The 22,839-nt window shown below is 33.6% G+C and carries 21 protein-coding genes and 1 tRNA gene; 8 read left to right on the top strand and 14 right to left on the bottom strand.

Annotated features, from left to right (window positions below):
- Positions 1 to 38 precede the first annotated feature (38 nt).
- Complete coding sequence (locus ACFSQ0_RS09130; protein ID WP_379047241.1) at positions 39 to 1,232, top strand: DNA polymerase III subunit; 1,194 nt, start codon at positions 39 to 41, stop codon at positions 1,230 to 1,232.
- 33 nt (positions 1,233 to 1,265) lie between these two features.
- Here ACFSQ0_RS09130 and ACFSQ0_RS09125 read toward each other — a convergent pair whose 3' ends face one another.
- The 6 genes from ACFSQ0_RS09125 to ACFSQ0_RS09100 all read right to left on the bottom strand — a co-directional run bounded on the left by ACFSQ0_RS09125 (position 1,266) and on the right by ACFSQ0_RS09100 (position 9,142).
- Positions 1,266 to 1,772, bottom strand: a complete 507-nt coding sequence (locus ACFSQ0_RS09125; protein WP_379047238.1) for an OmpH family outer membrane protein — start codon at positions 1,770 to 1,772, stop codon at positions 1,266 to 1,268.
- A 222-nt stretch (positions 1,773 to 1,994) separates the two neighbouring features.
- Entirely contained in the window at positions 1,995 to 2,840 is an 846-nt protein-coding gene (locus ACFSQ0_RS09120; RefSeq protein ID WP_379047235.1) for a class I SAM-dependent methyltransferase, read from the bottom strand.
- A gap of 4 nt (positions 2,841 to 2,844) precedes the next feature.
- Positions 2,845 to 3,387, bottom strand: coding sequence for a hypothetical protein (locus ACFSQ0_RS09115; RefSeq protein WP_379047232.1), 543 nt, complete (start codon positions 3,385 to 3,387; stop codon positions 2,845 to 2,847).
- Between the two features lie 37 nt (positions 3,388 to 3,424).
- Positions 3,425 to 5,296 carry a tRNA uridine-5-carboxymethylaminomethyl(34) synthesis enzyme MnmG gene (gene mnmG / locus ACFSQ0_RS09110; RefSeq protein WP_379047229.1) on the bottom strand — a complete coding sequence of 624 codons (1,872 nt, stop codon included), beginning with the start codon at positions 5,294 to 5,296 and terminating at the stop codon, positions 3,425 to 3,427.
- 11 nt (positions 5,297 to 5,307) lie between these two features.
- Complete coding sequence (gene ybeY / locus ACFSQ0_RS09105) at positions 5,308 to 5,727, bottom strand: rRNA maturation RNase YbeY (RefSeq protein WP_379047226.1); 420 nt, start codon at positions 5,725 to 5,727, stop codon at positions 5,308 to 5,310.
- The gene (locus ACFSQ0_RS09100) at positions 5,714 to 9,142 is read right to left on the bottom strand and encodes a hypothetical protein (RefSeq protein ID WP_379047222.1); all 3,429 of its coding nucleotides are present in this window, start codon (positions 9,140 to 9,142) and stop codon (positions 5,714 to 5,716) included. Before ACFSQ0_RS09100 ends, ybeY begins: the two co-directional genes overlap by 14 nt.
- Positions 9,143 to 9,271: 129 nt before the next feature.
- Here ACFSQ0_RS09100 and gltX point away from each other — a divergent pair, with 129 nt between their 5' ends.
- A complete protein-coding gene (gltX, locus tag ACFSQ0_RS09095; RefSeq protein WP_379047220.1) occupies positions 9,272 to 10,795 on the top strand; it encodes a glutamate--tRNA ligase in 1,524 nt (507 codons plus the stop codon).
- A gap of 64 nt (positions 10,796 to 10,859) precedes the next feature.
- Here the strand turns inward: gltX and ACFSQ0_RS09090 are convergent, their stop codons facing one another.
- On the bottom strand, positions 10,860 to 11,531 hold the full coding sequence (locus ACFSQ0_RS09090) for a hypothetical protein (protein ID WP_379047217.1): 672 nt from the start codon (positions 11,529 to 11,531) through the stop codon (positions 10,860 to 10,862).
- Between the two features lie 55 nt (positions 11,532 to 11,586).
- Here ACFSQ0_RS09090 and ACFSQ0_RS09085 point away from each other — a divergent pair, with 55 nt between their 5' ends.
- Complete coding sequence (locus tag ACFSQ0_RS09085) at positions 11,587 to 12,552, top strand: SPFH domain-containing protein (RefSeq protein WP_379047214.1); 966 nt, start codon at positions 11,587 to 11,589, stop codon at positions 12,550 to 12,552.
- A gap of 59 nt (positions 12,553 to 12,611) precedes the next feature.
- Here ACFSQ0_RS09085 and ACFSQ0_RS09080 read toward each other — a convergent pair whose 3' ends face one another.
- From ACFSQ0_RS09080 to ACFSQ0_RS09065, 4 genes are all read right to left on the bottom strand, one after another.
- Positions 12,612 to 12,818 carry a DUF6327 family protein gene (locus ACFSQ0_RS09080; RefSeq protein ID WP_379047212.1) on the bottom strand — a complete coding sequence of 69 codons (207 nt, stop codon included), beginning with the start codon at positions 12,816 to 12,818 and terminating at the stop codon, positions 12,612 to 12,614.
- Complete coding sequence (locus tag ACFSQ0_RS09075; RefSeq protein ID WP_379047210.1) at positions 12,815 to 13,234, bottom strand: phage holin family protein; 420 nt, start codon at positions 13,232 to 13,234, stop codon at positions 12,815 to 12,817. The genes ACFSQ0_RS09080 and ACFSQ0_RS09075 overlap by 4 nt, the downstream gene beginning before the upstream one ends.
- A gap of 2 nt (positions 13,235 to 13,236) precedes the next feature.
- A complete protein-coding gene (locus tag ACFSQ0_RS09070; protein ID WP_147861838.1) occupies positions 13,237 to 13,590 on the bottom strand; it encodes a YtxH domain-containing protein in 354 nt (117 codons plus the stop codon).
- Positions 13,591 to 13,690: 100 nt separating this feature from the next.
- Positions 13,691 to 15,370, bottom strand: a complete 1,680-nt coding sequence (locus ACFSQ0_RS09065; RefSeq protein WP_379047207.1) for a glutamine--tRNA ligase/YqeY domain fusion protein — start codon at positions 15,368 to 15,370, stop codon at positions 13,691 to 13,693.
- Positions 15,371 to 15,939: 569 nt separating this feature from the next.
- Here ACFSQ0_RS09065 and folB point away from each other — a divergent pair.
- Positions 15,940 to 16,296, top strand: coding sequence for a dihydroneopterin aldolase (folB, locus tag ACFSQ0_RS09060; RefSeq protein ID WP_147861840.1), 357 nt, complete (start codon positions 15,940 to 15,942; stop codon positions 16,294 to 16,296).
- A 47-nt stretch (positions 16,297 to 16,343) separates the two neighbouring features.
- Positions 16,344 to 16,414: transfer RNA gene (locus tag ACFSQ0_RS09055), tRNA-Cys, on the top strand.
- Positions 16,415 to 16,462: 48 nt separating this feature from the next.
- Here the strand turns inward: ACFSQ0_RS09055 and ACFSQ0_RS09050 are convergent.
- Genes ACFSQ0_RS09050 through rnr form a run of 3 tightly spaced genes read right to left on the bottom strand, consistent with a single transcriptional unit; the run spans position 16,463 to position 20,070 of the window.
- Positions 16,463 to 17,146, bottom strand: a complete 684-nt coding sequence (locus tag ACFSQ0_RS09050) for a LysE family translocator (RefSeq protein WP_379047204.1) — start codon at positions 17,144 to 17,146, stop codon at positions 16,463 to 16,465.
- Positions 17,147 to 17,186: 40 nt separating this feature from the next.
- Positions 17,187 to 17,867 carry a head GIN domain-containing protein gene (locus ACFSQ0_RS09045; protein WP_379047201.1) on the bottom strand — a complete coding sequence of 227 codons (681 nt, stop codon included), beginning with the start codon at positions 17,865 to 17,867 and terminating at the stop codon, positions 17,187 to 17,189.
- 10 nt (positions 17,868 to 17,877) lie between these two features.
- Entirely contained in the window at positions 17,878 to 20,070 is a 2,193-nt protein-coding gene (gene rnr, locus ACFSQ0_RS09040; protein ID WP_379047198.1) for a ribonuclease R, read from the bottom strand.
- An 884-nt stretch (positions 20,071 to 20,954) separates the two neighbouring features.
- Here rnr and rpiB point away from each other — a divergent pair.
- From rpiB to ACFSQ0_RS09025, 3 genes are read left to right on the top strand one after another with little or no spacing between them, the layout of a single operon-like run.
- A complete protein-coding gene (gene rpiB, locus ACFSQ0_RS09035) occupies positions 20,955 to 21,386 on the top strand; it encodes a ribose 5-phosphate isomerase B (RefSeq protein WP_379047195.1) in 432 nt (143 codons plus the stop codon).
- Between the two features lies 1 nt (position 21,387).
- Entirely contained in the window at positions 21,388 to 22,293 is a 906-nt protein-coding gene (locus ACFSQ0_RS09030) for a cation diffusion facilitator family transporter (RefSeq protein WP_379047193.1), read from the top strand.
- A 2-nt stretch (positions 22,294 to 22,295) separates the two neighbouring features.
- Entirely contained in the window at positions 22,296 to 22,745 is a 450-nt protein-coding gene (locus ACFSQ0_RS09025) for a GNAT family N-acetyltransferase (RefSeq protein WP_379047190.1), read from the top strand.
- Positions 22,746 to 22,839 lie beyond the last annotated feature (94 nt).

Raw genomic sequence — 22,839 nt, 5'->3', positions numbered from 1 at the left:
CCCAAAGTCCTAACACCTGTGGCAATTTTTAAATCGGGATGAAATTACAAAAATTTATGTACTTTCGCTTTATGGATTTTTCTTCTATAATCGGCTTAGATCATATTAAAAATCACTTGCAAAAAACCGCAAGTCGGCATATTATTCCCCACGCTCAACTCTTTGTGGGTTCAACCGGATTTGGTACCCTACCTATGGCTTTAGCTTATGCACAGTACATTTTAACCGAATGTGGCCCTGAGAAAAATAAAATCCAAGCAAAAAAATATGTAAGCGATTTATCGCATCCCGATTTACATTTTGTTTTTCCTTCTATTATAAGAAAAACCCATAAAAAGCAATCTAGCAAGGATTACCAAAGCGAATGGAAAAATTTCATACAGGAAAATCTTTATGCAGACGAATATGCCTGGAACCAATACCTTGATGAGGAGAAAAAGCAAGGGATTATCAACGTTAGAGATGCCGAAAATATCTTAAAAGACGCATCGTTAAAATCTTTCTCTGGCGGATATAAAGTCTTTATTATTTGGGGTGCAGACAAGATGAATAAGGATTGTGCGAACAAGCTATTAAAATTAGTTGAAGAGCCGCCTTCAAAAACCGTATTGCTTTTACTTACTGCTCACGAAGACCGCATTATATCAACCATCAAATCTAGGTGTCAAGTTTTGCATTTTCCTCCTTTAGGAGAAGCGGTTTTAAGCGAGGCTTTAATTGAAAAGCAAATCGAGCCCAATTTAGCCTTGCAAATTGCACAACAAGCCGAGGGTGATTTTCAAAAGGCATTAAAATTAATCAACCAATCTGAAACCGAAGAACTATTTGAAAAATGGTTTATCACCTGGGTACGTGCTGCCTTTAGAGCTAAAGGTAATAAAACGGCTATAAAAGATCTCATTAATTGGAGTACAGAGGTCGCTCAATCCGGTCGAGAAACCCAAAAGCAATTTTTATTATACTGTCTTAACTTTTTTAGGCAAGCCTTATTGCTTAATTATTCGGCAAACGATTTGGTACATCTTCAACCCAAAACTGCTGGTTTTAAATTAAAAAATTTCGCCCCTTTTATTCACGGGGGTAACATAATACCTATTCAGAAAGAATTAGAAAAAGCGCTTTACCATATTGAACGTAATGGAAATGATAAATTAGTTTTAACCGATTTATCTATTCAGCTTACGCGACTAATTCACAAGAAAGAACAAGAATTAAAAAAGGCTGCCGATTAGGCAACCTTTTTATAAAATTATGCAATAATAGGTTTATTTAACTGACTCATTCAGGGCCTTTAAAACTTCTTGCGTAATATCTTTACCCTCTTTGGCATACATAATATTTGCCGATTCATTAGACCCGAAGATATAGGTATAATTATTTTTCTCTCCGTAGGTAGCCACAAAATCTTTTACTTTAGTAATGAGGGAATCGATTACTTCATCGCTTTCTTGTCTTAAAGCTTGGCTTTGCATTTGCTGACTCTGTTGCAATTGCTGTTGTTTTTGCATCAAAGCCGCCTCTTCTTCTTGTCTAGCTTGCGCGGATAGTGATTGCATTTTGTTTTGATAAGATTCAACTTCTTGTCTAAAAGCCATCGCGGTAGAATCTAGCGTACGCTTTAGTTTTTCAGATTTTTTATTGAAACGTTTTTCGGTTTCTTTCATCTGTGAAAAATCTTGAATTAGCACAGTGTTATCTACATAAGCTGTTTTTTCTTGATTACAAGATACCAGTGCGAAAACCCCAATGACAGCAAAAACTATTTTCTTCATATTTAATTTTATTTTTAGCAAATGTAGTAAGTATTTACTTGTCATAGTAAAAAAAATAAAGTATAATAAAATCTTATTTATAAACTTTCTCCTATAATGTATCTCTATAAAAATAAGGTTAATTTAAAGCGATTTAAGCGGATTAAATTTAAAATACAAGGTAATAGATATATTCAATAAAAAGTACTCTTAAATTGGCTTATATAGGTTAATTATTAAAATTTATATACTTTCGAAGATATATACCAGACTTGAATAGGCGTTAGTTCGTTTTGCCTGATAATTACTTTTAGTAGCTACCCAAAATGCTTTAAAAGGATTCTTGGTCGTTCTATTTTTTTCAGAAAGCCAACTTACATAATAAGCGTCAAATTTTAAAGGATGAGTTTTTACCAACTTTAGATCAAATTGTTTTAGAAGCGAAATTAATCCATCTGGCGAGAAATGCCACAAGTGCCTAGGTACGTCATAAGCAGCCCAAAAAGATTGGTAGAATTGGGCATCATAACTGGTATAATTTGGTACAGCAATTACCAGTTTACCATTTTTATGTAATAATTTTTTTATCTGTTCAAGTTGTTCTGGTAATGCAGGCAAATGCTCTAATACGTGCCATAAACTTATTACGTCAAATTGCCCTTTTACTGCCGACAAATCTTTCTGTAACTTAATACCTTTATCGTTTGCCAAGGCTCGTGCTTTTTGATTAGGCTCCACCCCATCGATATCCCAACCACGCGTAAACATAAATTGTAAAAAAGATCCTGTACCTGCGCCGATGTCTAATATTCGATTTCCCGATAGATTTAGATTTTCAATCCACTTAGCTTTCTTTTTGAGCATATGACGTTTTACCATCTGGTAAATTTTATCAAAAACACTAAAAGATGCATCGGTGTGAGAAATATAGTCTTCGCTACTATAATAGTTGGGTAATTTATCTAAGGCAGGTTGGGGTTGAGTAATTAAGATATTCTCTTTAGCATTAGCATACAAATCAAATGTTTCATCTGAAACAGTAAAATCTTTGGTTTCAAAAATCTTTCTTTGAGGCTCTAGCAGGTTCATAATTTTATCGGGTCAATTTTTTTCTTAGTTGATCTAGATTTTTGATCGCTATTTCTTTACTTAGACCTTCTTGACCTAAAACATCATTCCCATTATCATCCATCAAATAAATGCTCATATAATAATGGGTATTGTTTGCTCGAGCCCGTTTTCTTCTTCTGTCTAATAGCCTTTGATAATCTTGTTCACCCTCCCAGGTATCTCTACTATCTTCATACAATAATTTATCTACCATTGGATTTAATAGATTAACCCTGGCATCATGGTCTGTAGTATAATGTAAGTATACGTTTATCGATTGATCTAGAACAAGCCTGTTAGTTGTAAAATAATTTAAATTATCGGTTGCACTTTTTCCGAAATGATTGGCAATTTGCTGTCTTTGATTTTGAAGATTGCTATTTGTTTCAAAAACGTATCCGGTTAAATTAAAAACGCTTTTCTCGGGAGATTCTAATTCATAAAATTCTATTTCCCGAGCTTTTTTTAGATTAAAACAAGCACTTAAATTTAGCGATAAAAACAGTAATAGTATTAGTTTTTTCATAACATTGCCTTAATTGTTCCACGTGAAACAATAGAGTTTATCTTCCCATATAAACCAATAAAACCGAAATATCTGCAGGACTAACGCCACTCACCCTAGAAGCTTGAGAAACCGTTGTAGGTTTGATCTCCGATAATTTCTGCCTTGCCTCCATCGACATGGATTGCAATTTAAAGTAATCAAAATTATCAGGAATCTTTAAGTTTTCTAAGCGATTCAATTTATCTGCATTGTTTTTTTCTTTCTCGATGTAACCCGAATATTTAACCTGTATTTCTACTTGCTCTAAAATTTCGTCATCAAGTTTATGCGTCTCAATGTAATCTTCAACAACTTTTACCGAACGCATAGTCTCTAAAGTCATTTTAGGCCTTGCGAAGATTTTAAACATCTTACCGGCTTGTTTCACAGGTGCAGAATTGTGCGCTTCTAAAATAGGATTCATCTCTTCTGGCGCGACGCTAGTATCTTTAAAAAACTGAACCATTTTATCAGCTTCTTCCTGCTTGTAATTCATCCGCTTTAAGCGAGCTTCACTAGCCAATCCTATGTCAAAACTTTTTTGAGTAAGTCTAAAATCGGCATTATCTTGACGAAGAAGCGTTCTATATTCGGCTCTACTGGTAAACATTCTATAAGGCTCTTCTGTACCTTTAGTTATTAAATCATCTATTAAAACACCAATATAAGCTTCATCTCTCTTTAAAATAAACTCTTCTCTTTCTTGAATTTTAAGCGCTGCATTAATTCCTGCCATTAATCCTTGACTCGCAGCTTCTTCATAACCTGTAGTACCATTTATTTGCCCAGCGAAATACAGGTGATCAACCAACTTGGTTTCCAGAGTATGCTTTAGTTGTGTTGGCGGAAAATAATCATATTCAATTGCGTATCCGGGTCTGAAAAATCTTACGTTTTCAAATCCTTTTACTGATTTAAGTGCGTTGTATTGTACCTCTTCTGGCAAGGAAGTAGAGAAGCCATTTACATAATATTCAACAGTATTCCAGCCCTCTGGTTCTACAAAAAGTTGGTGCCGATCCTTATCTGCAAAACGGTTTATTTTATCCTCGATACTTGGACAATAACGTGGACCGACACTTTCAATACGTCCGTTAAACATAGGCGAACGATCAAAACCTTCGCGTAGCAGATCGTGAACCAAATTAGAAGTATAAGTCATATGACAACTACGCTGGTTTTTTAAAGGTTGTGTTACATCTAAATAAGAGAATTTAGCCGGATTCTCATCACCAGGTTGTTCAACCATTTTAGAAAAATCTAAAGAACGTCCATCCACTCTCGGAGGTGTACCGGTTTTCATTCTACCGGCTTCGAACCCCAATTCAATTAAGTCTGAAGTAATGCCAGTAGCAGCTCTTTCTCCTGCTCTTCCTCCCCCAAAGTTTTTTTCCCCGATATGAATAAGACCGTTTAGGAAAGTTCCGTTGGTTAAGATAACCGATTTGGCTTTTATTTTTAATCCTAATCCTGTTTTAACTCCTTTTAATTTATCTTTTTCTAACCAAATCCCTTCTACCATATCTTGATAAAAATCTAGATTTGGTGTTTGTTCTAGCATAAGCCGCCAATCTTCTGCAAAACGCATTCTATCACTTTGCACTCGGGGACTCCACATCGCTGGACCCTTGCTTTTATTAAGCATTTTAAATTGTATTGCACTGGTATCACTTACAATACCACTATAACCCCCCATTGCATCAATTTCACGTACAATTTGACCTTTAGCTATACCCCCCATTGCCGGATTACACGACATTTGAGCGATATTTTGTAAATTCATGGTAATTAAAAGTGTTTTACATCCCATGTTAGCCGATGCCGCAGCAGCTTCGCTACCTGCATGACCTCCACCTACAACAATAACATCATATTCTTTATCAAACATTCTTAACGCTTTTAATGTTCCACGTGGAACATATCAATTTTTTCATTCTCTTTTTCACGCATTATTCTCTTTTCAGCATCGGTCGCATCACCGTATCCGCATAAATGCAAAATCCCATGTGCCATAACCCGATTAAGTTCATTTTCAAAACTAACCCCAAATTTTTCAGCATTCTCTTTTACTCGATCGGTAGAAATGTATATATCTGAAAACAACTCCCTTCCTACCCTATAATCAAAAGTAATGATATCGGTATAGGTATCATGATTAAGATAGTCCTGATTAATTTTAAGCAAAAAATCGTCATCGCAAAAAACATAATTAATTTCGCCTAGACGATGCTTTTCAGATAAGATAATTTGGTTAATCCAGCGTTCATATTTCTGAGGAGAAGAAAGCTGAAAATCGTTTTCGTTATTAAAATGAATCATTGGTATTCTTAAAATAATTACGTACTTTTTCTTCGTATTTTGGTTGCAAAGGTAAGCTTTGTCGATTTAAAATATCATCCATTTGGAAATATTCTTTAGCCTTTAAGGGAAGCCTATCTAGCTCATTCCTAAACTCCTTTTCATTAGTTGTTGCGGTACGTCTATTTTCTTGTTCTTGCTCTACCAAAGCCCCCTTTACTTGTATTAATTGATGCTGGATTTCTCGCATTCTCCTTCCCGTCTCTTCGGTATATCCTTGGGTTAATATCTTCTTTTCAACCTCCTTCATTTTCTTAAGTAATAGATTAGTCTCTTTATCCATATTAAAGGACTCTAAAACATCTTCTAATTGAAAACGCAGTGCTTGTTGTTGTTTGTAAATTTCGAATATCTCTTTACTCATTTTTTCCGAATCACCAAGACTTCCAGACGTTCCGTCTTTTCCCTGCTCAGAATTAGAGTGTCCAGACTCGCCCTGTGCGCCTGCTCCTTCTTGTTCACCTTTTTGACCCTCTTGTCCTTTCTGACCCTGCTTACCTTCTTGTTTTGAACCAGGTTTGTTTCCTTCCTTTTTACCCAGTTGTCCCTGTTTTTTAATAATAGTTTCTAATTGAAATTCTCCGTCTTGACCCTTGCCTTGTCCAGGTTTCGGTTTACCTTGACCCGATTTACCCTGACCCATCATTTGCATAGCTGATTGCATTTGATCTAAGCTTTGCGCAAGCATATTAGCCAAATCATTTGCCCCTTTAAAAACATACTGCATATTAGCGCTAGCATAGTTCACCTCATTTTCGGCTAAACGAGATAAAGCTTTATCTACGTTAGAATTTATACTCGTTATAACTTCGTCTATTTTAGGCGAAATCATGGGGTTTCTGCTTGCCAATGCAAATAAACTATCGTCTATATGTTTAAAATTTTCCTTTAGCTTTTGTTGAGTTCTAATGCCTTCTAATAAAGCGTTTTGCACTTTAAATTCTTCTGATTGCTGTATTAGATCCTCTTGACTAAAGCTAAACCGTAATAAATTATGCAATAGCCTTTCTAACATTGCCGCATCTTCTTGCATCTGCTCCTGAGCCCCACTCTGCATCATTTGGTGCATTTTCTGACCCATTTGTTGCATTTTTTGAGCCGCCTGACGTTGCTTCTTTTCGGCTTTACTCTGATTACTATTCTGTTGGGATTGCTCTTGATTTTCTGTATTCTCCTTCTGCTCTTCTAAAATATTCTCTGCCAGTTCTTGATCTTTTTTAATAGATCGTTCTAACACTTCAGAACGTTCTAATTTTAATGGCTTAATCAAGGCATCATTCTCTTTATGCAATTGATCAATGTTTTTCTGCCATTCTTCAAATTCATCATTTAACTCCTTTTGTTCCTCGGCCGTATTCTCCTCTTTTTTATAGCTTAATTCATTTTGTTTATCGGCTAATTCCTTCAAATCGGCAGCTAATTGTTCGGCTTTTTGCTCCACGTAAAACCGCTTGGTTAATTCCAATAACTCCGCTAGCTTTTTTTGTTGAGTCAGGTTGTTTTGACCCAATTTTTCCATCTTTTCATCTAAACGGTCTTTACGGATTTTATCTTGGTATTTTTCTAATTCTTTCAATAAATTATCATCCTTCTTACGGTCTTTATTCACTTCGTTTAAGCGCTCTTTTAAGGCTTCTTTTAGCAAGGAATTTTTTTCATTCTTATTCAATTCTTTTTCAAGTGATTTAGCAAACTTCTCCATCATTTCATTTTGTTGTTTTTCCCTTTCCGCTAAATCCTTCAATCTCTGTTTATCTTGATAAGTTAATTGGGCTTTTTCTCTTTGATCATCTTTTAGGTTATTCCAATTGACTTGTTGTTTCTGCATTTCGTTTAAGGATTCACTCATTCCCGATATCGCTTGCTTTTGTTCCGTTAAGGACTGTTTTTCCTTCTCTTTTTCAGATTTTACCCTATAGTTGTAAACTTCGCTCCTTGCTCTTTTAAAACCGTTTAATTCATCGTTATCTTTAACTTCGAAATAAAATTGATAAGCCGTTCCAGGTGTTAAGTCCAATCCATTAGGGAAGTCATAATAGAACTCGGCAAAGTTCTCTCCGGTAAAGGCAATAGGAATAGCTTTTATCTCTTCTCTTTGGTTTATAGGATATATAACCAGCGCCAATTGAGTCAAACCATGATCATCGTGAATACTGCCTTTAAAATACCAATTATCTGTTTCTAAACTGTCTATTTGTCGTTGCATCTTAATCCGCGGAAGCTCATCTTTGACAACCTCAATCTTATAATTCATTCTTTCATATGCCTCTATAAAAGCATTACTGGTAAAGACCTCATAAGATAAAGCCGCTTTAATATTTCTTCTATTAAAATGAAAAAGATCAGTATCATTAGCCAAAGAAACAACAGTATCTTTGGTCTTTAAACAAACATTTTCTGTATTCTCCGTTTTTAGCAGCCATTTTATACTGGTGCCTTCTGGTACTTTGGCATTTCCCGTCCCACTTATCGTTTCTTCTGATCTATTTAAATATGCAGGGTATTGCAACTGCATTTTAAAATCGACTAATTTAGGTACCGGACGCACCAGCAAGTCATAAGTTTTTGAATAAAAACCATTGGCTCCGAGTTTAAACGATAAATTCTCTGTAAGATTATCAAAATGAAATGTAAAGGTATTTTGATCTATTTTTTTTAGTAGTTGTTTTTTATCTTTAACTAATAAATGAACTGATTCTGGCAAAAGCTTACCGTGCACTTTAACTTCTAAAGTAAAACTCTCTTTTTCAAAATGTTGTAACTGATTTTTATCTATACTAAATTCAAAAGGTGCTGGTGGCGTAAATTCTTGGTTATACTGCACTACCCTGGCATAGCTTTGATTGAATGAATCTAGTGAATCTGTAACATAGATAATAGTAAAAATAAGCGCGGGCAAAATAGCCCACTTGGCATAACTTAAACTACTTTTAAAATTAATAGCCTGTTGAAATGGTATAGGCTTAAGCTCTATTGCTTTTTGCTCTATACTGGCAATCAATAACTTAGAATCCTCTTTGCTTAATTTATTTTGTAACTGCAGAAGATTGAGCAGTTTATCATCTACTTCGGTAAAATGTATTCCTATTAATCGAGAAGCCTCTTCATAACTAATTCCTTGACGAAGCCTAAAGAGTTGTAGCAAAGGAATACCCACTAATTTAAACAATAAAATAGCCTCAACACCTATAAAAATCCAAAACAAAAACTTCCGGATAAACGGATTTAACCATAGTGTATATTCTAAAAAAACGACACCCAAAAAATAAAGGATTCCAATACTAAAGAACAATAAAATTCCCTTTATCAATTCATTGGTATAATACCGCCTTATAAATTGAGTCAGTTTCTTTTCAATTACCCTAAAGTGCTCCATTGTTACCTAAACTTATAACGTATAAAAATATATTTTTTTCATGACATGCACTAGGCTTTTAACGCACAAGTATGCCCGAGCATTTCTTAAAATCAATATAGGTTGTATCTTTGCCAAAAAATGAAAGCTATGTCAAACCACGTAAGAGTAAGATTTGCACCCAGCCCAACCGGCCCTTTACATATTGGCGGTGTTCGAACGGCATTATATAACTATTTATTTGCTAAAAAACACCAAGGTGAATTCATATTACGCATAGAAGATACCGATCAAAATAGATTTGTACCTGGCGCAGAAGACTATATTATTGAGGCATTGAATTGGCTCAACATTCCTTATGACGAAGGACCTAATAAAGAAAAAAATGTTGGCCCCTATCGCCAAAGCGAACGCAAATCGATGTATAAAGAATATGCCGAGCTTTTAGTAGAAAAAAATAAGGCGTATTATGCTTTTGATACTGCTGAAGAATTAGCAGAAGCCAGAGCCTTAGCCGAGTCAAAAAAAGAAACCTTCATTTATAATTGGAGCAATAGACAATCACTTAAAAATTCGCTTTCTATGTCAGCCCACGAAGTTCAGCAAAAATTAGAAGCGGGCGATCCTTATGTGATTCGGTTTAAAACACCAGAGAATGAAACCTTACAACTAACCGATGAAATTCGGGGAGAAATACAAGTAAATACAAAAGTATTAGATGATAAAGTACTCTTTAAAAGTGATGGCATGCCCACCTACCATCTCGCCAATATTGTAGATGATTATTTAATGCAAATTACCCATGTAATTCGTGGCGAAGAATGGTTACCCTCTTTGGCGCTTCACGTATTATTATACCGAGCTTTTGGTTGGAAAACTCCTAAATTTGCTCATTTACCTTTAATTTTAAAACCTACAGGTAAGGGGAAATTGAGTAAACGCGATGGAGACAAAATGGGATTCCCCGTATTTCCGTTACGTTGGAAAGACCCTAAAACCGGTGAATATTTTAATGGCTATCGTGAAGATGGGTATTTACCAGAAGCGGTAATCAATATGCTGGCCTTTTTAGGTTGGAATGAAGGTGAAGGTTCTGAAAAAGAATTATACCAATTAGAAGAACTAATACAAACCTTTAGTTTAGCTCACGTTTCTAAGTCTGGTGCCAAATTTGATCCTGATAAGGCCAAATGGTTTCAGCATCATTACTTACAAGAACAAACTACGGAAAAATTAGCTGAAGAATTTCAAAAAATACTCATGCAAAAAGGAATTCAAGCTGATTTACCCGCGATTGAAATTGTAGTCAATGAGATAAAAGAACGTGCTACTTTTGTTCAAGATTTTTGGGACTTAAGTCATTATTACTTTAAGGCTCCAGCCGAATTTAACCCTAAGGCTTCAAAAAAAGCTTGGAAACAAGATACACCAGTTTTGATGCAAGAGCTTATTGAATTATTAAAAAGTACAGAGGCAGAAAAACAAGAAGAATTACAAACTGAAATAAAGGCATTCATTACTGATAAAGGTATTGGCTTTGGCAAAATTATGCAACCTTTACGCTTAAGCTTAGTGGGAGATATGATGGGACCAGATGTATTCCATATTTTGGCTTTTATAGGTAAAATAGAAGCTATTGATCGCATTCAATTTGCTATTCAACAACTAAAATAAATTCCTCCTACTCTATTCTAATAGCTCTTTTAAAAGACTGAATCAAGTTTTTTAAAGGAGCTATTTAATTAAGGTAAAATACTAAGCCTGCAGTAATAGTACTAGCGTTGGCTGTAAAATCTTTATCGGGGTTTTGTTGGTCTTTGCTTGGAGCCATAAAGTTGGAGAGACCATATTGGTAATTGAGAAACACTTGTATGTTTTTTAATCCCATCATAATTCCGCCTTGAGCGATAAAATTAAAACGATTAACTTCTTTAAATTCTGTAATACTTAAGCTGGGTTGAGCAACCAATTGATGATTTTTGTAACGGTTGTCATAATCTAATTTTGAGTTAAACTGTACTGCTGGACCTGTGAAAATACTTAAGTGGTTGGGTATCAAACTGTAATTAAAAGAAAAATGTATTTGACCTGCTAAAAATTCATTTTTAACGTTTTCTTTTCTTCCTAAAAGATCAATAGCTTCTACAGAAAAATATTGTTTGTAAATATCAATTCCATAAAGAAATCCTGAATGTTTACTTAGATCAGTTTTAAAAATAAGTCCTACATTAAAGCCGAGCTCGTCTTGGGTTTCAAATTGATTTCCCTGTAAACCAAAGTAATTTAAACCAATTTTAAGTCCTAATTTATCGGTAGATTGGGAGATTGAATCTATTGGTTTTTCTATGTTTTCTTGACTATAAAACACTGCTGAAGAGAAAAAGAAAAAGGCAAATAAAATTTTTTTCATAGGTCAAAGTAAAGGAAAATAAACTTATATTTAACTAAATTAAAAAATTATTACAATGGGAACATTTTTACTGGGCTTTTTATTCTTTTTCGGATTAATAATTCTTATTTCCGGAATATTCACCGTAAAACAACAAAGCGCTGCAATTGTTGAGCGTTTTGGTAAATTTTTGAGCGTACGAAACTCTGGTTTACAAATTAAAATACCTTTAATTGATAGAATTGCAGGAAGAATTAATCTAAAAATACAACAACTTGATGTAATTGTAGAAACCAAAACGAAGGATGATGTTTTTGTATTATTAAAAATATCGGTACAATTTCAAGTTATACGCGATAGGGTTTATGATGCCTTCTATAAGTTAGAAAATCCGCAAAATCAAATCACTTCTTATGTTTTTGATGTAGTGCGTGCAGAGGTACCAAAGATGAAGTTAGACGATGTTTTTGAAAGAAAAGATGATATTGCCATTGCTGTAAAAGGTGAACTAAATGATGCTATGGTAGAATATGGTTATGATATCATTAAAACCTTAGTAACCGATATTGATCCTGATGTTAAAGTAAAAGAGGCTATGAACCGTATTAACGCTTCTGAACGCGAAAAGGTAGCAGCTGAGTATGAAGCTGAAGCAGATCGAATTAAAATTGTTGCTAAGGCACGCGCAGAGGCCGAAAGTAAACGTTTACAAGGTCAAGGTATAGCCGATCAAAGAAGAGAGATAGCACGTGGATTAGAGGAGTCTGTAGACGTACTAAATAACGTAGGAATAAATTCGCAAGAAGCTTCGGCTTTGATTGTGGTTACTCAACATTATGATACCTTGCAATCAATAGGTGGTGAAACCAATACAAATTTGATTTTATTACCTAATTCACCTCAAGCTGGAAGCGATATGTTAAATAATATGATTGCTTCTTTTGTAGCCTCGAACCAAATTGGTGAAAAAATGAAAGAACAGAATAAAGCCAAAGGGATTACCAATAAAAAACGAGATAATAATCAAGACCACGAAAATTAAATCTCAAAAAAACCGGTTGAAAATTTTCAACCGGTTTTTTTTTACTATAAAGTCTTAGCCTATCTACCCAAAAGTTTACTAGCTGCTTTAATGATGAAAGCTCTCTTAACAACCGCAGAGAATAGAGAAGTAACCAAAGATACAGGAGAAAGATCTTCTTTAATTTCGTTGACACTGAGTTTAACTTTCTCTTTATCAATCTCTGTCTGTAATTTTAAAATTTTAAGATCTTCGTCTATTTGATTATAGTTGGTATAAATTCTCATAGCTCTTTTTCTTTAGTTTGGCTCAATTCTTTTTCTAATGCCTGATCAACAGTTTGTTTTAAATTATCATCATTAAAAAACTCTTTAGACAATTTTTGGAGAATCAATTTATCAAAGAAATTTTTTCCTAGGGTTAAAAAATAAAGTACTACTAAAGCATAAAAAGCCGCCACAATAAAATAACCAAGGCTAAGCGCACCAATACTTTCACCAATAAGTATAGCAATAGCTACAGAAAAAAAAGATAAAAAAAGCAGTCCAATACCACCTACCACCAGCAGTTTAACTAGCATAGCGGATGTCCTACTCATTTTTTTGAAAATATCTAATTTATAGTAAGCGATTTGGCTCTCTATATAATTCTTAATATTCTCGTTGAGTTCGTTAATATGATCAGATAAATGGTTTACCCCCATAATTAGGCATTGGCTTTTTTACCACCTACTTCTTTCTGAAGTTGAGCATTTTTTTTGCGTAATTCTTCTAATTTAGCTTCCATAGCAACCAAAATATCGTCGGCTTTATAACTAGCAGAAGACAATGTTTCTTCTAATCGGGTTTCAAAATTCGTTTTAGCTTTTTGAGCAGATTCACTTAAATTCTTAGAGGTTTCCTCTAATTGCTTGTCTAGTTTTGCCTTAGCTTTTTTTGCTTCTTTATTAATCTTTTTACGGGTGTTTACTCCTTTATCGGGCGCGTAAAGTAAACCTAAGCCTGCTCCTATCGCTGCTCCTGTAAGTAATGCTAAAATGGTATTTCCTGTATTTGCCATGATGATTAGATTTAAAATTTATAATTGCTCAAATTTAACAGAAAACCCATCATTTATGTGTTAATGATGGGTTAATAGTTTAAAATTTATTATAAATTATTTACTTATCAATCTTAGCCCAAGAGTCTCGTAAACCTACCGTTTTATTAAAAATCAATTGGTTTTCTGAACTATCTTGATCAACACAAAAATAACCTATACGTTGAAATTGATAATGCTCCAGCTCTTTTGCTTTTTGAAGCGCCGGCTCCACATATCCCGTAATCTTCTCTAAAGATTTAGGATTTATAAATTCTAAAAAGTCTTTTTCTTTATGAGCATCTGGAGTCGCATCGGTAAAAAGTCGATCATACAATCGAATTTCGGCCGGTACCGCATGTTTTATAGAAACCCAATGCAAGGTACCTTTAACCTTTCGTTTTGATTCTGGCGTACCGCTACCGCTTCTACTTTTTGGATCATAGGTGCAATGCACCTCTACAATTTCTCCATTCTCGTCTTTAATTGCTTCGTTGGCCTGAATGATGTAAGCACTTTTTAAACGTACTTCTTTACCCAACTTTAATCTAAAAAATTTACGGTTGGCTTCTTCTCTAAAATCTTCCTTTTCGATATAAATTTCACGAGAAAAAGGTATAGTACGTGTTCCTGCCTGTTCATCTTCTGGGTTATTCTCTGTTTCTAACCATTCCTCTTTCGCTTCATCATAGTTAGTAATAACTAATTTTAAAGGATCTAAAACACCCATTACACGGGTTGCAGTTTTATTAAGATCTTCTCGAGCGCAAAATTCTAAATGACTCATATCAATTACATTTTCGCGTTTACCTACTCCAATAGTTTCGGCAAATTTTCGAATAGAGTTAGGTGTGTATCCGCGACGACGCAAACCAGAAATAGTAGGCATTCGAGGATCATCCCATGCCGTAACAATACCCTTTTCTACCAATTGGGCTAATTTACGCTTACTTACTACCGTATGGCTTAAATTTCTACGAGCAAATTCTCTCTGCTTTGGTACAAAATCATTGGTTGTACTTATTTGTTGTAAGAACCAATTGTATAATTCTCTGTGCGGAAGAAACTCAAGCGTACAAAAAGAATGCGAAATTTCTTCTATAAAATCGCTTTCACCGTGTGCCCAATCATACATCGGATAAATCTTCCAGGCATCTCCAGTACGGTGGTGTGGTTTATGTAGTGTTCTATACATAACAGGATCGCGCATAAGCATATTAGGACTAGCCATATCTATTTTGGCGCGTAATACGTGCTCCCCCTCTTTGGTTTTACCATTTTTCATGGCTTCAAAAAGTTCTAAATTCTCCTCTACACTACGCTCCCTATATGGACTAGAAGTACCCGCTTGGGTTGGGGTTCCTTTTTGTTGCGCCATAGCTTCAGATGTCTGACTATCTACATAAGCTTTACCGGCCTTAATAAGCTTTACCGCCCAATCATACAATTGCTGAAAATAGTCTGAGGCATAGCATTCTTTTTCCCATTTAAAACCTAACCACTCTACATCTTTTCTTATGGCATCTACATAAGCGCTTTCTTCTTTAATGGGATTGGTATCATCAAACCGTAGATTTACGGGCGCATTGTAACGTAAACCTAATCCAAAATTTAGATTGATGGATGAGGCATGACCTATATGAAGATAACCATTTGGCTCAGGTGGAAAACGAAATTTTAACTCCTCTTTTTTATATCCGTTTTGAAGATCTTCTTCTATGATTTGTTCTATGAAATTCAATGATTTTTTTTCTTCTGCCATAATCTTTAAAATGATAAGTAGCAAAGTTATCAAAAATTAAAACGTACTAGATTGTTCTCATGAAAGTATTTTAAAAATTTAGTCTCAAATACTTTCACTTGTTTTAGACCGATTATATTTTGGAACAAAATTACCTGTAGATTACCTATTGATATTTGATAGTTTAATTAAACCCTCAAGGATATTGAGGTAAGCTATTCGATTGTTTTAGATCTTTTGTAATAGGCTATTGGATATAGCATTAGTATAAGCATTACTATTGTAAATATTATCCAATCGATTATATTGTAATGACTATATTCTTGATCTTTTATAAAAACATATAATCCATATAAATTAAATGGTGTTATAATTAAATAAAATATAAATGTGAATTTATTAAAAAGTAATTTATCTAACGCCTCATTAATTTTCATAAAATGGCTTCTAATTTATTATCCAAAATAATTTAAAATACAAATATTCTAAAAAAAACATCATCCTAGCTGGAAGAACATTCTTTAAAAGAATAATTTCATTTAAAAATAAGTTGAAAAAATAAATGCTTGTATCTTCGTAAAAAAAATATTGTGGGGATTATAAAATTAAATAACATTCGCGTTTACGCACATCACGGGTGTTTAACAGAAGAAGGTAAAATAGGGAGCGATTATAGAGTAGATTTAAAAGTGAAAGCAGATTTAGCTCCATCCGCTTTAAGCGATGAACTTAGCGATACTGTAGATTATGTTCATTTAAACAAAATTGTAAAAGAAGAAATGGCCATTCGTTCTAAATTATTAGAACACGTGGCTCAACGTATTTTAGACCGTATTTTTACTGATTTAAAACAAGTTACTAAAGCAGAAGTAAGTGTAGCTAAAGTAAATCCGCCACTTGGTGGTGATGTAGCTTCGGTAAGTATCACTTTAAAGGCTAAACGATAATTTGTTTTTATAGATTTTTTTTCATTACATTTGCACTGCAATGATAAGGTGCCGTGGCCGAGTGGCTAGGCAGTGGTCTGCAACACCATCTACAGCGGTTCGAATCCGCTCGGCACCTCAAAAAAATGCAACAATTTAAATTGTTGCATTTTTTGTTTTTATTTCATTATTCTTGAGGTAAATTATATTCAACATCCTTTTCAAAGCTATTAAGCTCTTCGGGGAAAATACCTCTACCCACTAGAACCAATCCAAAAACTATAATGAGTAAGCTTATTATTTTTTTAATAGAAATAATTCTTTTTGGGGTTAATTTATGATTCAGTCTTTTGGCTAATAGAATCTTTAACAAATCCACCACAAAATAACTCAATAATACACTGGCAAAGAAAACCAATAATTTATCGGGTTGCATATCTAATTGGGGTCCAAAAATTATGATTAATCCCAGCCAGAATCCCAACACCCCAATATTCACAAAGTTGAGTAGAAATCCTTTTGCAAAAAGCCCAGCAATATCACTTTTTTTTAATTGGCGTACCTCATTATCATTATGTGTATTTACTGCTTTTTTGCCTTTTATATAAGTAATTAATCCATAGGTAATAAGAATACCTCCGCCAAAAATAAAAAGAGCAGGATCGTCTTTAATACTGTTTAAAAGCTTACTGGTACTAAAATAAGCAATGCATAGAAAGACAATATCGGCTACTATTACGCCTATATCAAAAGATATAGCCGCTTTAAATCCTTTTAAGGCTGCTGTTTCGAGTAAAACAAAAAAAACGGGACCCAATAAAAAAGCTAAAAAAAAGCCTAAGGGTATGGCCTTTAGAATAATATCTATCATACTTAGAAGCATCTATCTTATACAAAGGTAAGCAACTGATTTATTTTAAGGAGATGCTTCCGCCAAAGCTTGCTTTTTTATTCAGGTTTTTGGGTTTACCATAAATTAAGATACTACCCCCAGTGCTGGCTTTTGCATCACAAGCTTCTGTGGCATGCACGTGCGCCAATCCCCCGGCATTAATTTCTACAGTAGTTTTTTTGCTTATTAAACCCTGGCCATCATACTCTGCCCCTGTTCTTACTTTAACCATCTGGTCTTCTGCTAAACCTTTGGCAATTAAAATTCCACCTGTTACCGCTTTTAACTTTAAGGTTTTTACATTAATATCTACTACTTTGATTTCACTACCTTCTTGTACTTTTAGATGTAGCTCTGGCTGATTTATCTTTTCTGCATAGATATAAGCACCTTCATTAGCATCTAAAGTAACCGGATTTTTAGCATAGACATCAATTTGTATATCCTCATCTTCCCAAAGATTTTTTAAGGCCGATTTAATTTTTAAAATTCCTTCTTCTACAAATATTGAAATATCATCTGGACTTCCAGTTTTTATTTCAACGCGATTGGTTTCTGCTATTTTTACTTGTACGTGAATTTTACTAAAGACTTTTACCTCTTTAAAGTCATCTACTTCAAAATTTCTTTGTGCATTTAAAATTTGTGGTTGCAAAATTGCCAACCATAAAATACTAAATATTCCTATAACATTTTTCATACTTATAAAATTAAGATTCGACATGACCTAATAAGTGAAAATCAAGATGCCTTTTAATTACATCGGCTTCTTTAACTTTTACCAACACATCATCTCCTAATTGATACACCTTTTTAGAATTTCTCCCAACCACAGCAAAATTTTCTGGGTCATAATCGTAGTGGTCATCATTTAAATCGCGCAAGCGTACCATTCCTTCACATTTATTCTCTTGTACTTCAATATAAATACCCCATTCGGTTACACCAGAAATAACACCTAAAAAGGTTTCGTCTTGATGATTTTTCATAAATTTTACTTGCATGTATTTAATGGAATCGCGTTCTGCTTGTGTGGCAAAATTCTCCATATCGCTACAATGATTGCATCGATCTTCATAAACTTCATCGTCTGGACTCGATTTTTGATCTAAATAATGCTGCAATAAACGATGTGCCATAATATCTGGGTATCGTCTAATAGGCGAGGTAAAGTGACTATATGCGTCAAAAGCTAAGCCGTAGTGCCCGATATTTTTTGTACTATAATATGCTTTACTCATACTTCGAATGGTAAGCGTATCAACCAGATTTTGTTCTTTTTTACCTTGTACTTCTTCTAGCAATCCGTTTAAGGAATTAGAAATAGCTTTAGGACTACTCAAATTAAGTTTGTAACCAAATTTAGCGACTAAGGTCTCTAAAGAAGCTAATTTTTCATCGTTAGGTTCATCATGGCAGCGGTATATAAAAGTTTTCTTTGGTTCTTGTTTAGCGATAAACTCGGCTACTTTTTTATTGGCCAATAACATGAATTCTTCGATTAATTTATTGGCGTCTTTCGCGGTTTTGAAAAATACACCTAAAGGTTCATTATCTTCATCTAAATTGAATTTAACTTCAACTTTATCAAAAGAAATCGCACCCGATTGCATACGTTTTTTACGTAAAATTTTAGCTAACTTGTCTAGACTCAATATCGCTTCAACCACCCTTGAATCGGCTTCATAGCTTTCGCCTTCAATTGCAATCTCTGCCGGTATATTAGCCTGTTTAGTTTCAATAATATGCTGTGCCTCTTCATAGGAAAAACGGGCGTCGCTATAGGTGACCGTTCTACCGAACCATTGATTAATAACTTTGGCTTGTGCATTGAGTTCAAAAATAGCCGAAAAAGTAAATTTTTCTTCGTGAGGTCGCAAGGAACAAGCTTTATTTGATAGAACTTCGGGTAACATGGGTATTACGCGGTCAACTAAATAAATAGAAGTAGCCCTTTCGTATGCTTCATCATCTAATGGCGTGCCGGGCTTTACATAATGCGAAACATCTGCAATATGAATGCCGATTTCTACATTGCCATTTTCTAAAGTTCTAAAACTCAAAGCATCATCAAAGTCTTTAGCATCTTTAGGATCTATAGTAAAAGTAAGTACTTCCCGTAAATCTTTTCTCTTTTTAATTTCTTGTGTATTTATACTTGTATCTAGCTGTTGCGCAAATGTTTCTACTTCTTCTGGAAATTCAGCCGCAATATCATTTGTTGCCAGAATTCCTTTCATTTCTGTTTCGTGTTCTCCTGGCTTACCTAAAACTTCAACAATACTACCTAGAGGCGAATCTCCTTTTTTCTTCCATTCTTTTATTTCAGCCAAAACCAACATTCCATCTTCAGCTTTATCCAATTGATCTTTCCCTATAAAAATATCGGTATACATTTTAGGATCATTCACTACAACGAAGCCAAAATTCTCTTGTTTGCTCAAGGTACCTACAAATTTTGTTTTATTTCTGGCTATCACTTCAACTACCTCACCTTCACTTCTTCTATTTCTTCTTTTGTTATAGATATAAATTTTCACCAAATCTCCATCTAAAGCTTTATTCAATTGATTATTGGGTACAAAAACATCATTATCCTCATTTTCTAATACTATGTAAGCATCACCTTTAGAGGTCATATCAACCACACCTTGGTAGTAATTATGTTGTAAATTGATCTTAAATTTACCCCGATCAACAGACAAAATATCTTTTTTCCCAGCTAATTGATTGAGTTTTTTAATTATTTGATTTCTACCTGAAGCATCATTAACCTTTAATTTAGCCGCAATTTGCTTGTAATTAAAAGTTTTTTCAGGATGTTCCCGCAATATGCTTAAAATCTTTTGAGAGAGATTATTTATTTTATTTTGAGAGGATTTTTTCTTTTTTCTTTTTGTCATAGTATCTATTTACTTGGATAAAAGTAAAGTATATAAACGAATGCTAAGTGTATTTTATATAAACTTTTGTATTTAAAATATAAAAAATAGCACAACTTTACTACTTTACATAAAGCTAACCATTAAATAACATTACAATAATGTTAAATAAATGCAAAAATATTGTATTTTTGAGGTATACATTACTAACAATCCATTTTTGATGTCTAAAAGTAAAAAATATCTTTTCTTATTTATGCTCATTTTTATTTTGGGCTATCTAAGTATTTTCTTTTCGATTAATGCCATTTTCTAAATAGGTAGTTTTAGTCTATCTATTTTTTTAAGTTTAATTCGGGTTCTTTTTCGCTTTAGCCAACTTATCAACATTCTATAGTATTATTATTTTCTTCTTATTTAAATTAAAAAAAAAAAATGATGATTATTATTGTTTGTGAATAGCGGTATAATTTTACATATCAATTTTTTGATTATTCGTTAAGCACATATTCTAAACTATCTTTAATTCATTTGTTAATAGTAAAATATTGATTTATATTATTTTAGATACATTTATTAACAACTGTTAAAAAGTCAATTCACAAGAGAATGTTTATTAAAGATTTTTAAATACTATGTTAATAAGTGTGAAATTCTAACCCAAAACTTTTTTTAAAAAATCAATAACTTCACTTGATTTCGCTAAATAAACTGTTATATGGAAATAAATATGGAATAAGCAAAAATTAGTTTTAAGAAAATATTAGCACTTATCAACAAAATGAGTGAATTATTAATTGCTTTAAGCTGAAGTGTTTATCATTTTTAATTAACACACCTGTAAATAATCATTCTGGCTGAAAAACTTCATACCTTTGTCTCTATCAACAACACAAAATTTTATTATGACCATCGCAATTGGAAACGATCATGCCGGTACGGCATACAAAAAAGCCATTATTAATCATCTAGAGAATAAAGGAGTAAAAGTAATTAATCATGGTACAGACCACGAAGAGAGTGTAGATTACCCAGATTTTATTCACCCTGTTGCTCAATCGGTAAGTGAGCAAAAGGTAGATTTAGGAATAATTATTTGCGGAAGCGGTAATGGTGCTGCTATGACCGCTAATAAACATGCAGACGTGAGATGCGCTTTATGTTGGACCAAAGAAATAGTAGAACTAGCACGAGCACATAACGATGCAAATATATTAAGTATTCCTGCTCGTTTTACCAGTCTACCGCAAGCAATTGAAATGGTAGACACTTATTTAAGTACTCAATTTGAAGGCGGAAGACATCAAAACCGGGTAAATAAAATCGCTTGCCAATAATATGAGTCACCACCACGATCATAAACATCCTGTACTTTCAGGTAAGAATTTAAAAATATCTATTTTTTTAAATATACTCATAACCATTTCACAGGTTATAGGAGGCCTTATTAGCGGTAGCCTCGCTTTATTGTCTGATGCTTTACATAATTTTACAGACGTGGTGAGTCTTATTATAAGTTTTTGGGCCAACAAAATGGCTTCAAAAAGTGCCTCTTTTAGTAAAACATTCGGGTATAAAAGGGCAGAAATTATTGCAGCTTTTGTTAATGCCGCTAGCCTTATGGTTATTTCTGTCCTTTTAATAAAAGAATCCATAGATCGATTTATAAATCCACAAAGCATAGATTCTACTATAGTAATCGTGTTGGCCGCAGTGGCCATTTTAGGTAATGGGTTTAGTGTTTTACTGATGAAAAAAGACAGTAAAGCAAATATGAATATGAAATCGGCATATCTTCATTTATTAACCGATATGTTAGCTTCCGTAGCGGTATTATTAGGAGGTTTATTAATGCGTTTTTACGGATTTTATTGGATAGATAGTTTGCTTACTGCTGGTATTGCTGTTTACTTAATTGTAATGGGTTATGATTTATTAAAATCCTCTTTTAATATTTTGATGCTCTTTACCCCAGAATCTATTCGAACAGAAGAATTAGTAAAAACAGCTTGTAGTTTTCCCGAAATAAAAAATATGCATCACGTGCATATTTGGTCACTCAATGAAACCGAAATTCATCTCGAAGCTCATCTTGATTTTCATCACGATATTTCGCTTTCAAGTTTTAATGAAATATTAGAAGAACTAAAAGTATTACTGAACCAAAAATACGGTATTAATCATTTTAATCTTCAACCAGAATTTAATAAGAACGATACCAAAGAAATAATTGTACAAGACTAAATATGCCTATTACTTTTTATCAAAAAAATTTCAGTCAACTTTCTTTAAATCAGCTGTATGCGCTTGCAAAACTTCGAGCTGATGTTTTTGTTCTCGAACAAAATTGTTTGTATCCAGATCTAGATAATAAAGATCAACAGGCTTTGCATATACTAGGTTATAAAAATAATGAATTGGTAGCTTACGCTCGTTGTTTTAAACCCGGACTTTATTTTACTGAAGCTAGTATTGGCAGGGTTTTGGTTGCAAAAAATCAACGTAAAAAAGCATTTGGTCAACAACTTATGCATCAAGCCATAAAGGCAATAGCATCACACTACTCTACCTCTTCAATTCGAATCTCAGCACAGCTTTATTTGTTAGAATTTTATACCTCCTTAGGATTTGTAAAATCAGGAGACTCTTACTTAGAAGATGGGATACCGCATATCAATATGCTTTACTATAAATAGCTTAAGCTATATAGACCCATGAAGTCATCTATTTTTTTTACTTTTGCAAACTATTTTAAAAAACGAGCTTTCAGGTTGATTTTCAAGTGATAAA

It is taken from the genome of Mesonia sediminis (assembly GCF_042684705.1).
Lineage (GTDB): Bacteria > Bacteroidota > Bacteroidia > Flavobacteriales > Flavobacteriaceae > Mesonia > Mesonia sediminis.
Note: the sequence above shows the minus strand (reverse complement) of the source record. Positions and strands in the feature narration are given on the sequence as shown.

Coding starts and splice junctions, on each gene's coding strand:
- rpiB (WP_379047195.1), top strand. CDS start 20,955: ATGACCATCGCAATTGGAAACGATCATGCCGGTACGGCATACAAAAAA.
- rnr (WP_379047198.1), bottom strand. CDS start 20,070: ATGACAAAAAGAAAAAAGAAAAAATCCTCTCAAAATAAAATAAATAAT.
- ACFSQ0_RS09090 (WP_379047217.1), bottom strand. CDS start 11,531: ATGAAAAAAATTTTATTTGCCTTTTTCTTTTTCTCTTCAGCAGTGTTT.
- ACFSQ0_RS09065 (WP_379047207.1), bottom strand. CDS start 15,370: ATGGCAGAAGAAAAAAAATCATTGAATTTCATAGAACAAATCATAGAA.
- ACFSQ0_RS09085 (WP_379047214.1), top strand. CDS start 11,587: ATGGGAACATTTTTACTGGGCTTTTTATTCTTTTTCGGATTAATAATT.
- ACFSQ0_RS09050 (WP_379047204.1), bottom strand. CDS start 17,146: ATGATAGATATTATTCTAAAGGCCATACCCTTAGGCTTTTTTTTAGCT.
- ybeY (WP_379047226.1), bottom strand. CDS start 5,727: ATGATTCATTTTAATAACGAAAACGATTTTCAGCTTTCTTCTCCTCAG.
- ACFSQ0_RS09080 (WP_379047212.1), bottom strand. CDS start 12,818: ATGAGAATTTATACCAACTATAATCAAATAGACGAAGATCTTAAAATT.
- ACFSQ0_RS09115 (WP_379047232.1), bottom strand. CDS start 3,387: ATGAAAAAACTAATACTATTACTGTTTTTATCGCTAAATTTAAGTGCT.
- ACFSQ0_RS09120 (WP_379047235.1), bottom strand. CDS start 2,840: ATGAACCTGCTAGAGCCTCAAAGAAAGATTTTTGAAACCAAAGATTTT.
- ACFSQ0_RS09130 (WP_379047241.1), top strand. CDS start 39: ATGAAATTACAAAAATTTATGTACTTTCGCTTTATGGATTTTTCTTCT.
- ACFSQ0_RS09075 (WP_379047210.1), bottom strand. CDS start 13,234: ATGGGGGTAAACCATTTATCTGATCATATTAACGAACTCAACGAGAAT.
- gltX (WP_379047220.1), top strand. CDS start 9,272: ATGTCAAACCACGTAAGAGTAAGATTTGCACCCAGCCCAACCGGCCCT.
- ACFSQ0_RS09030 (WP_379047193.1), top strand. CDS start 21,388: ATGAGTCACCACCACGATCATAAACATCCTGTACTTTCAGGTAAGAAT.
- ACFSQ0_RS09070 (WP_147861838.1), bottom strand. CDS start 13,590: ATGGCAAATACAGGAAATACCATTTTAGCATTACTTACAGGAGCAGCG.
- mnmG (WP_379047229.1), bottom strand. CDS start 5,296: ATGTTTGATAAAGAATATGATGTTATTGTTGTAGGTGGAGGTCATGCA.
- ACFSQ0_RS09100 (WP_379047222.1), bottom strand. CDS start 9,142: ATGGAGCACTTTAGGGTAATTGAAAAGAAACTGACTCAATTTATAAGG.
- ACFSQ0_RS09045 (WP_379047201.1), bottom strand. CDS start 17,867: ATGAAAAATGTTATAGGAATATTTAGTATTTTATGGTTGGCAATTTTG.
- ACFSQ0_RS09125 (WP_379047238.1), bottom strand. CDS start 1,772: ATGAAGAAAATAGTTTTTGCTGTCATTGGGGTTTTCGCACTGGTATCT.
- ACFSQ0_RS09025 (WP_379047190.1), top strand. CDS start 22,296: ATGCCTATTACTTTTTATCAAAAAAATTTCAGTCAACTTTCTTTAAAT.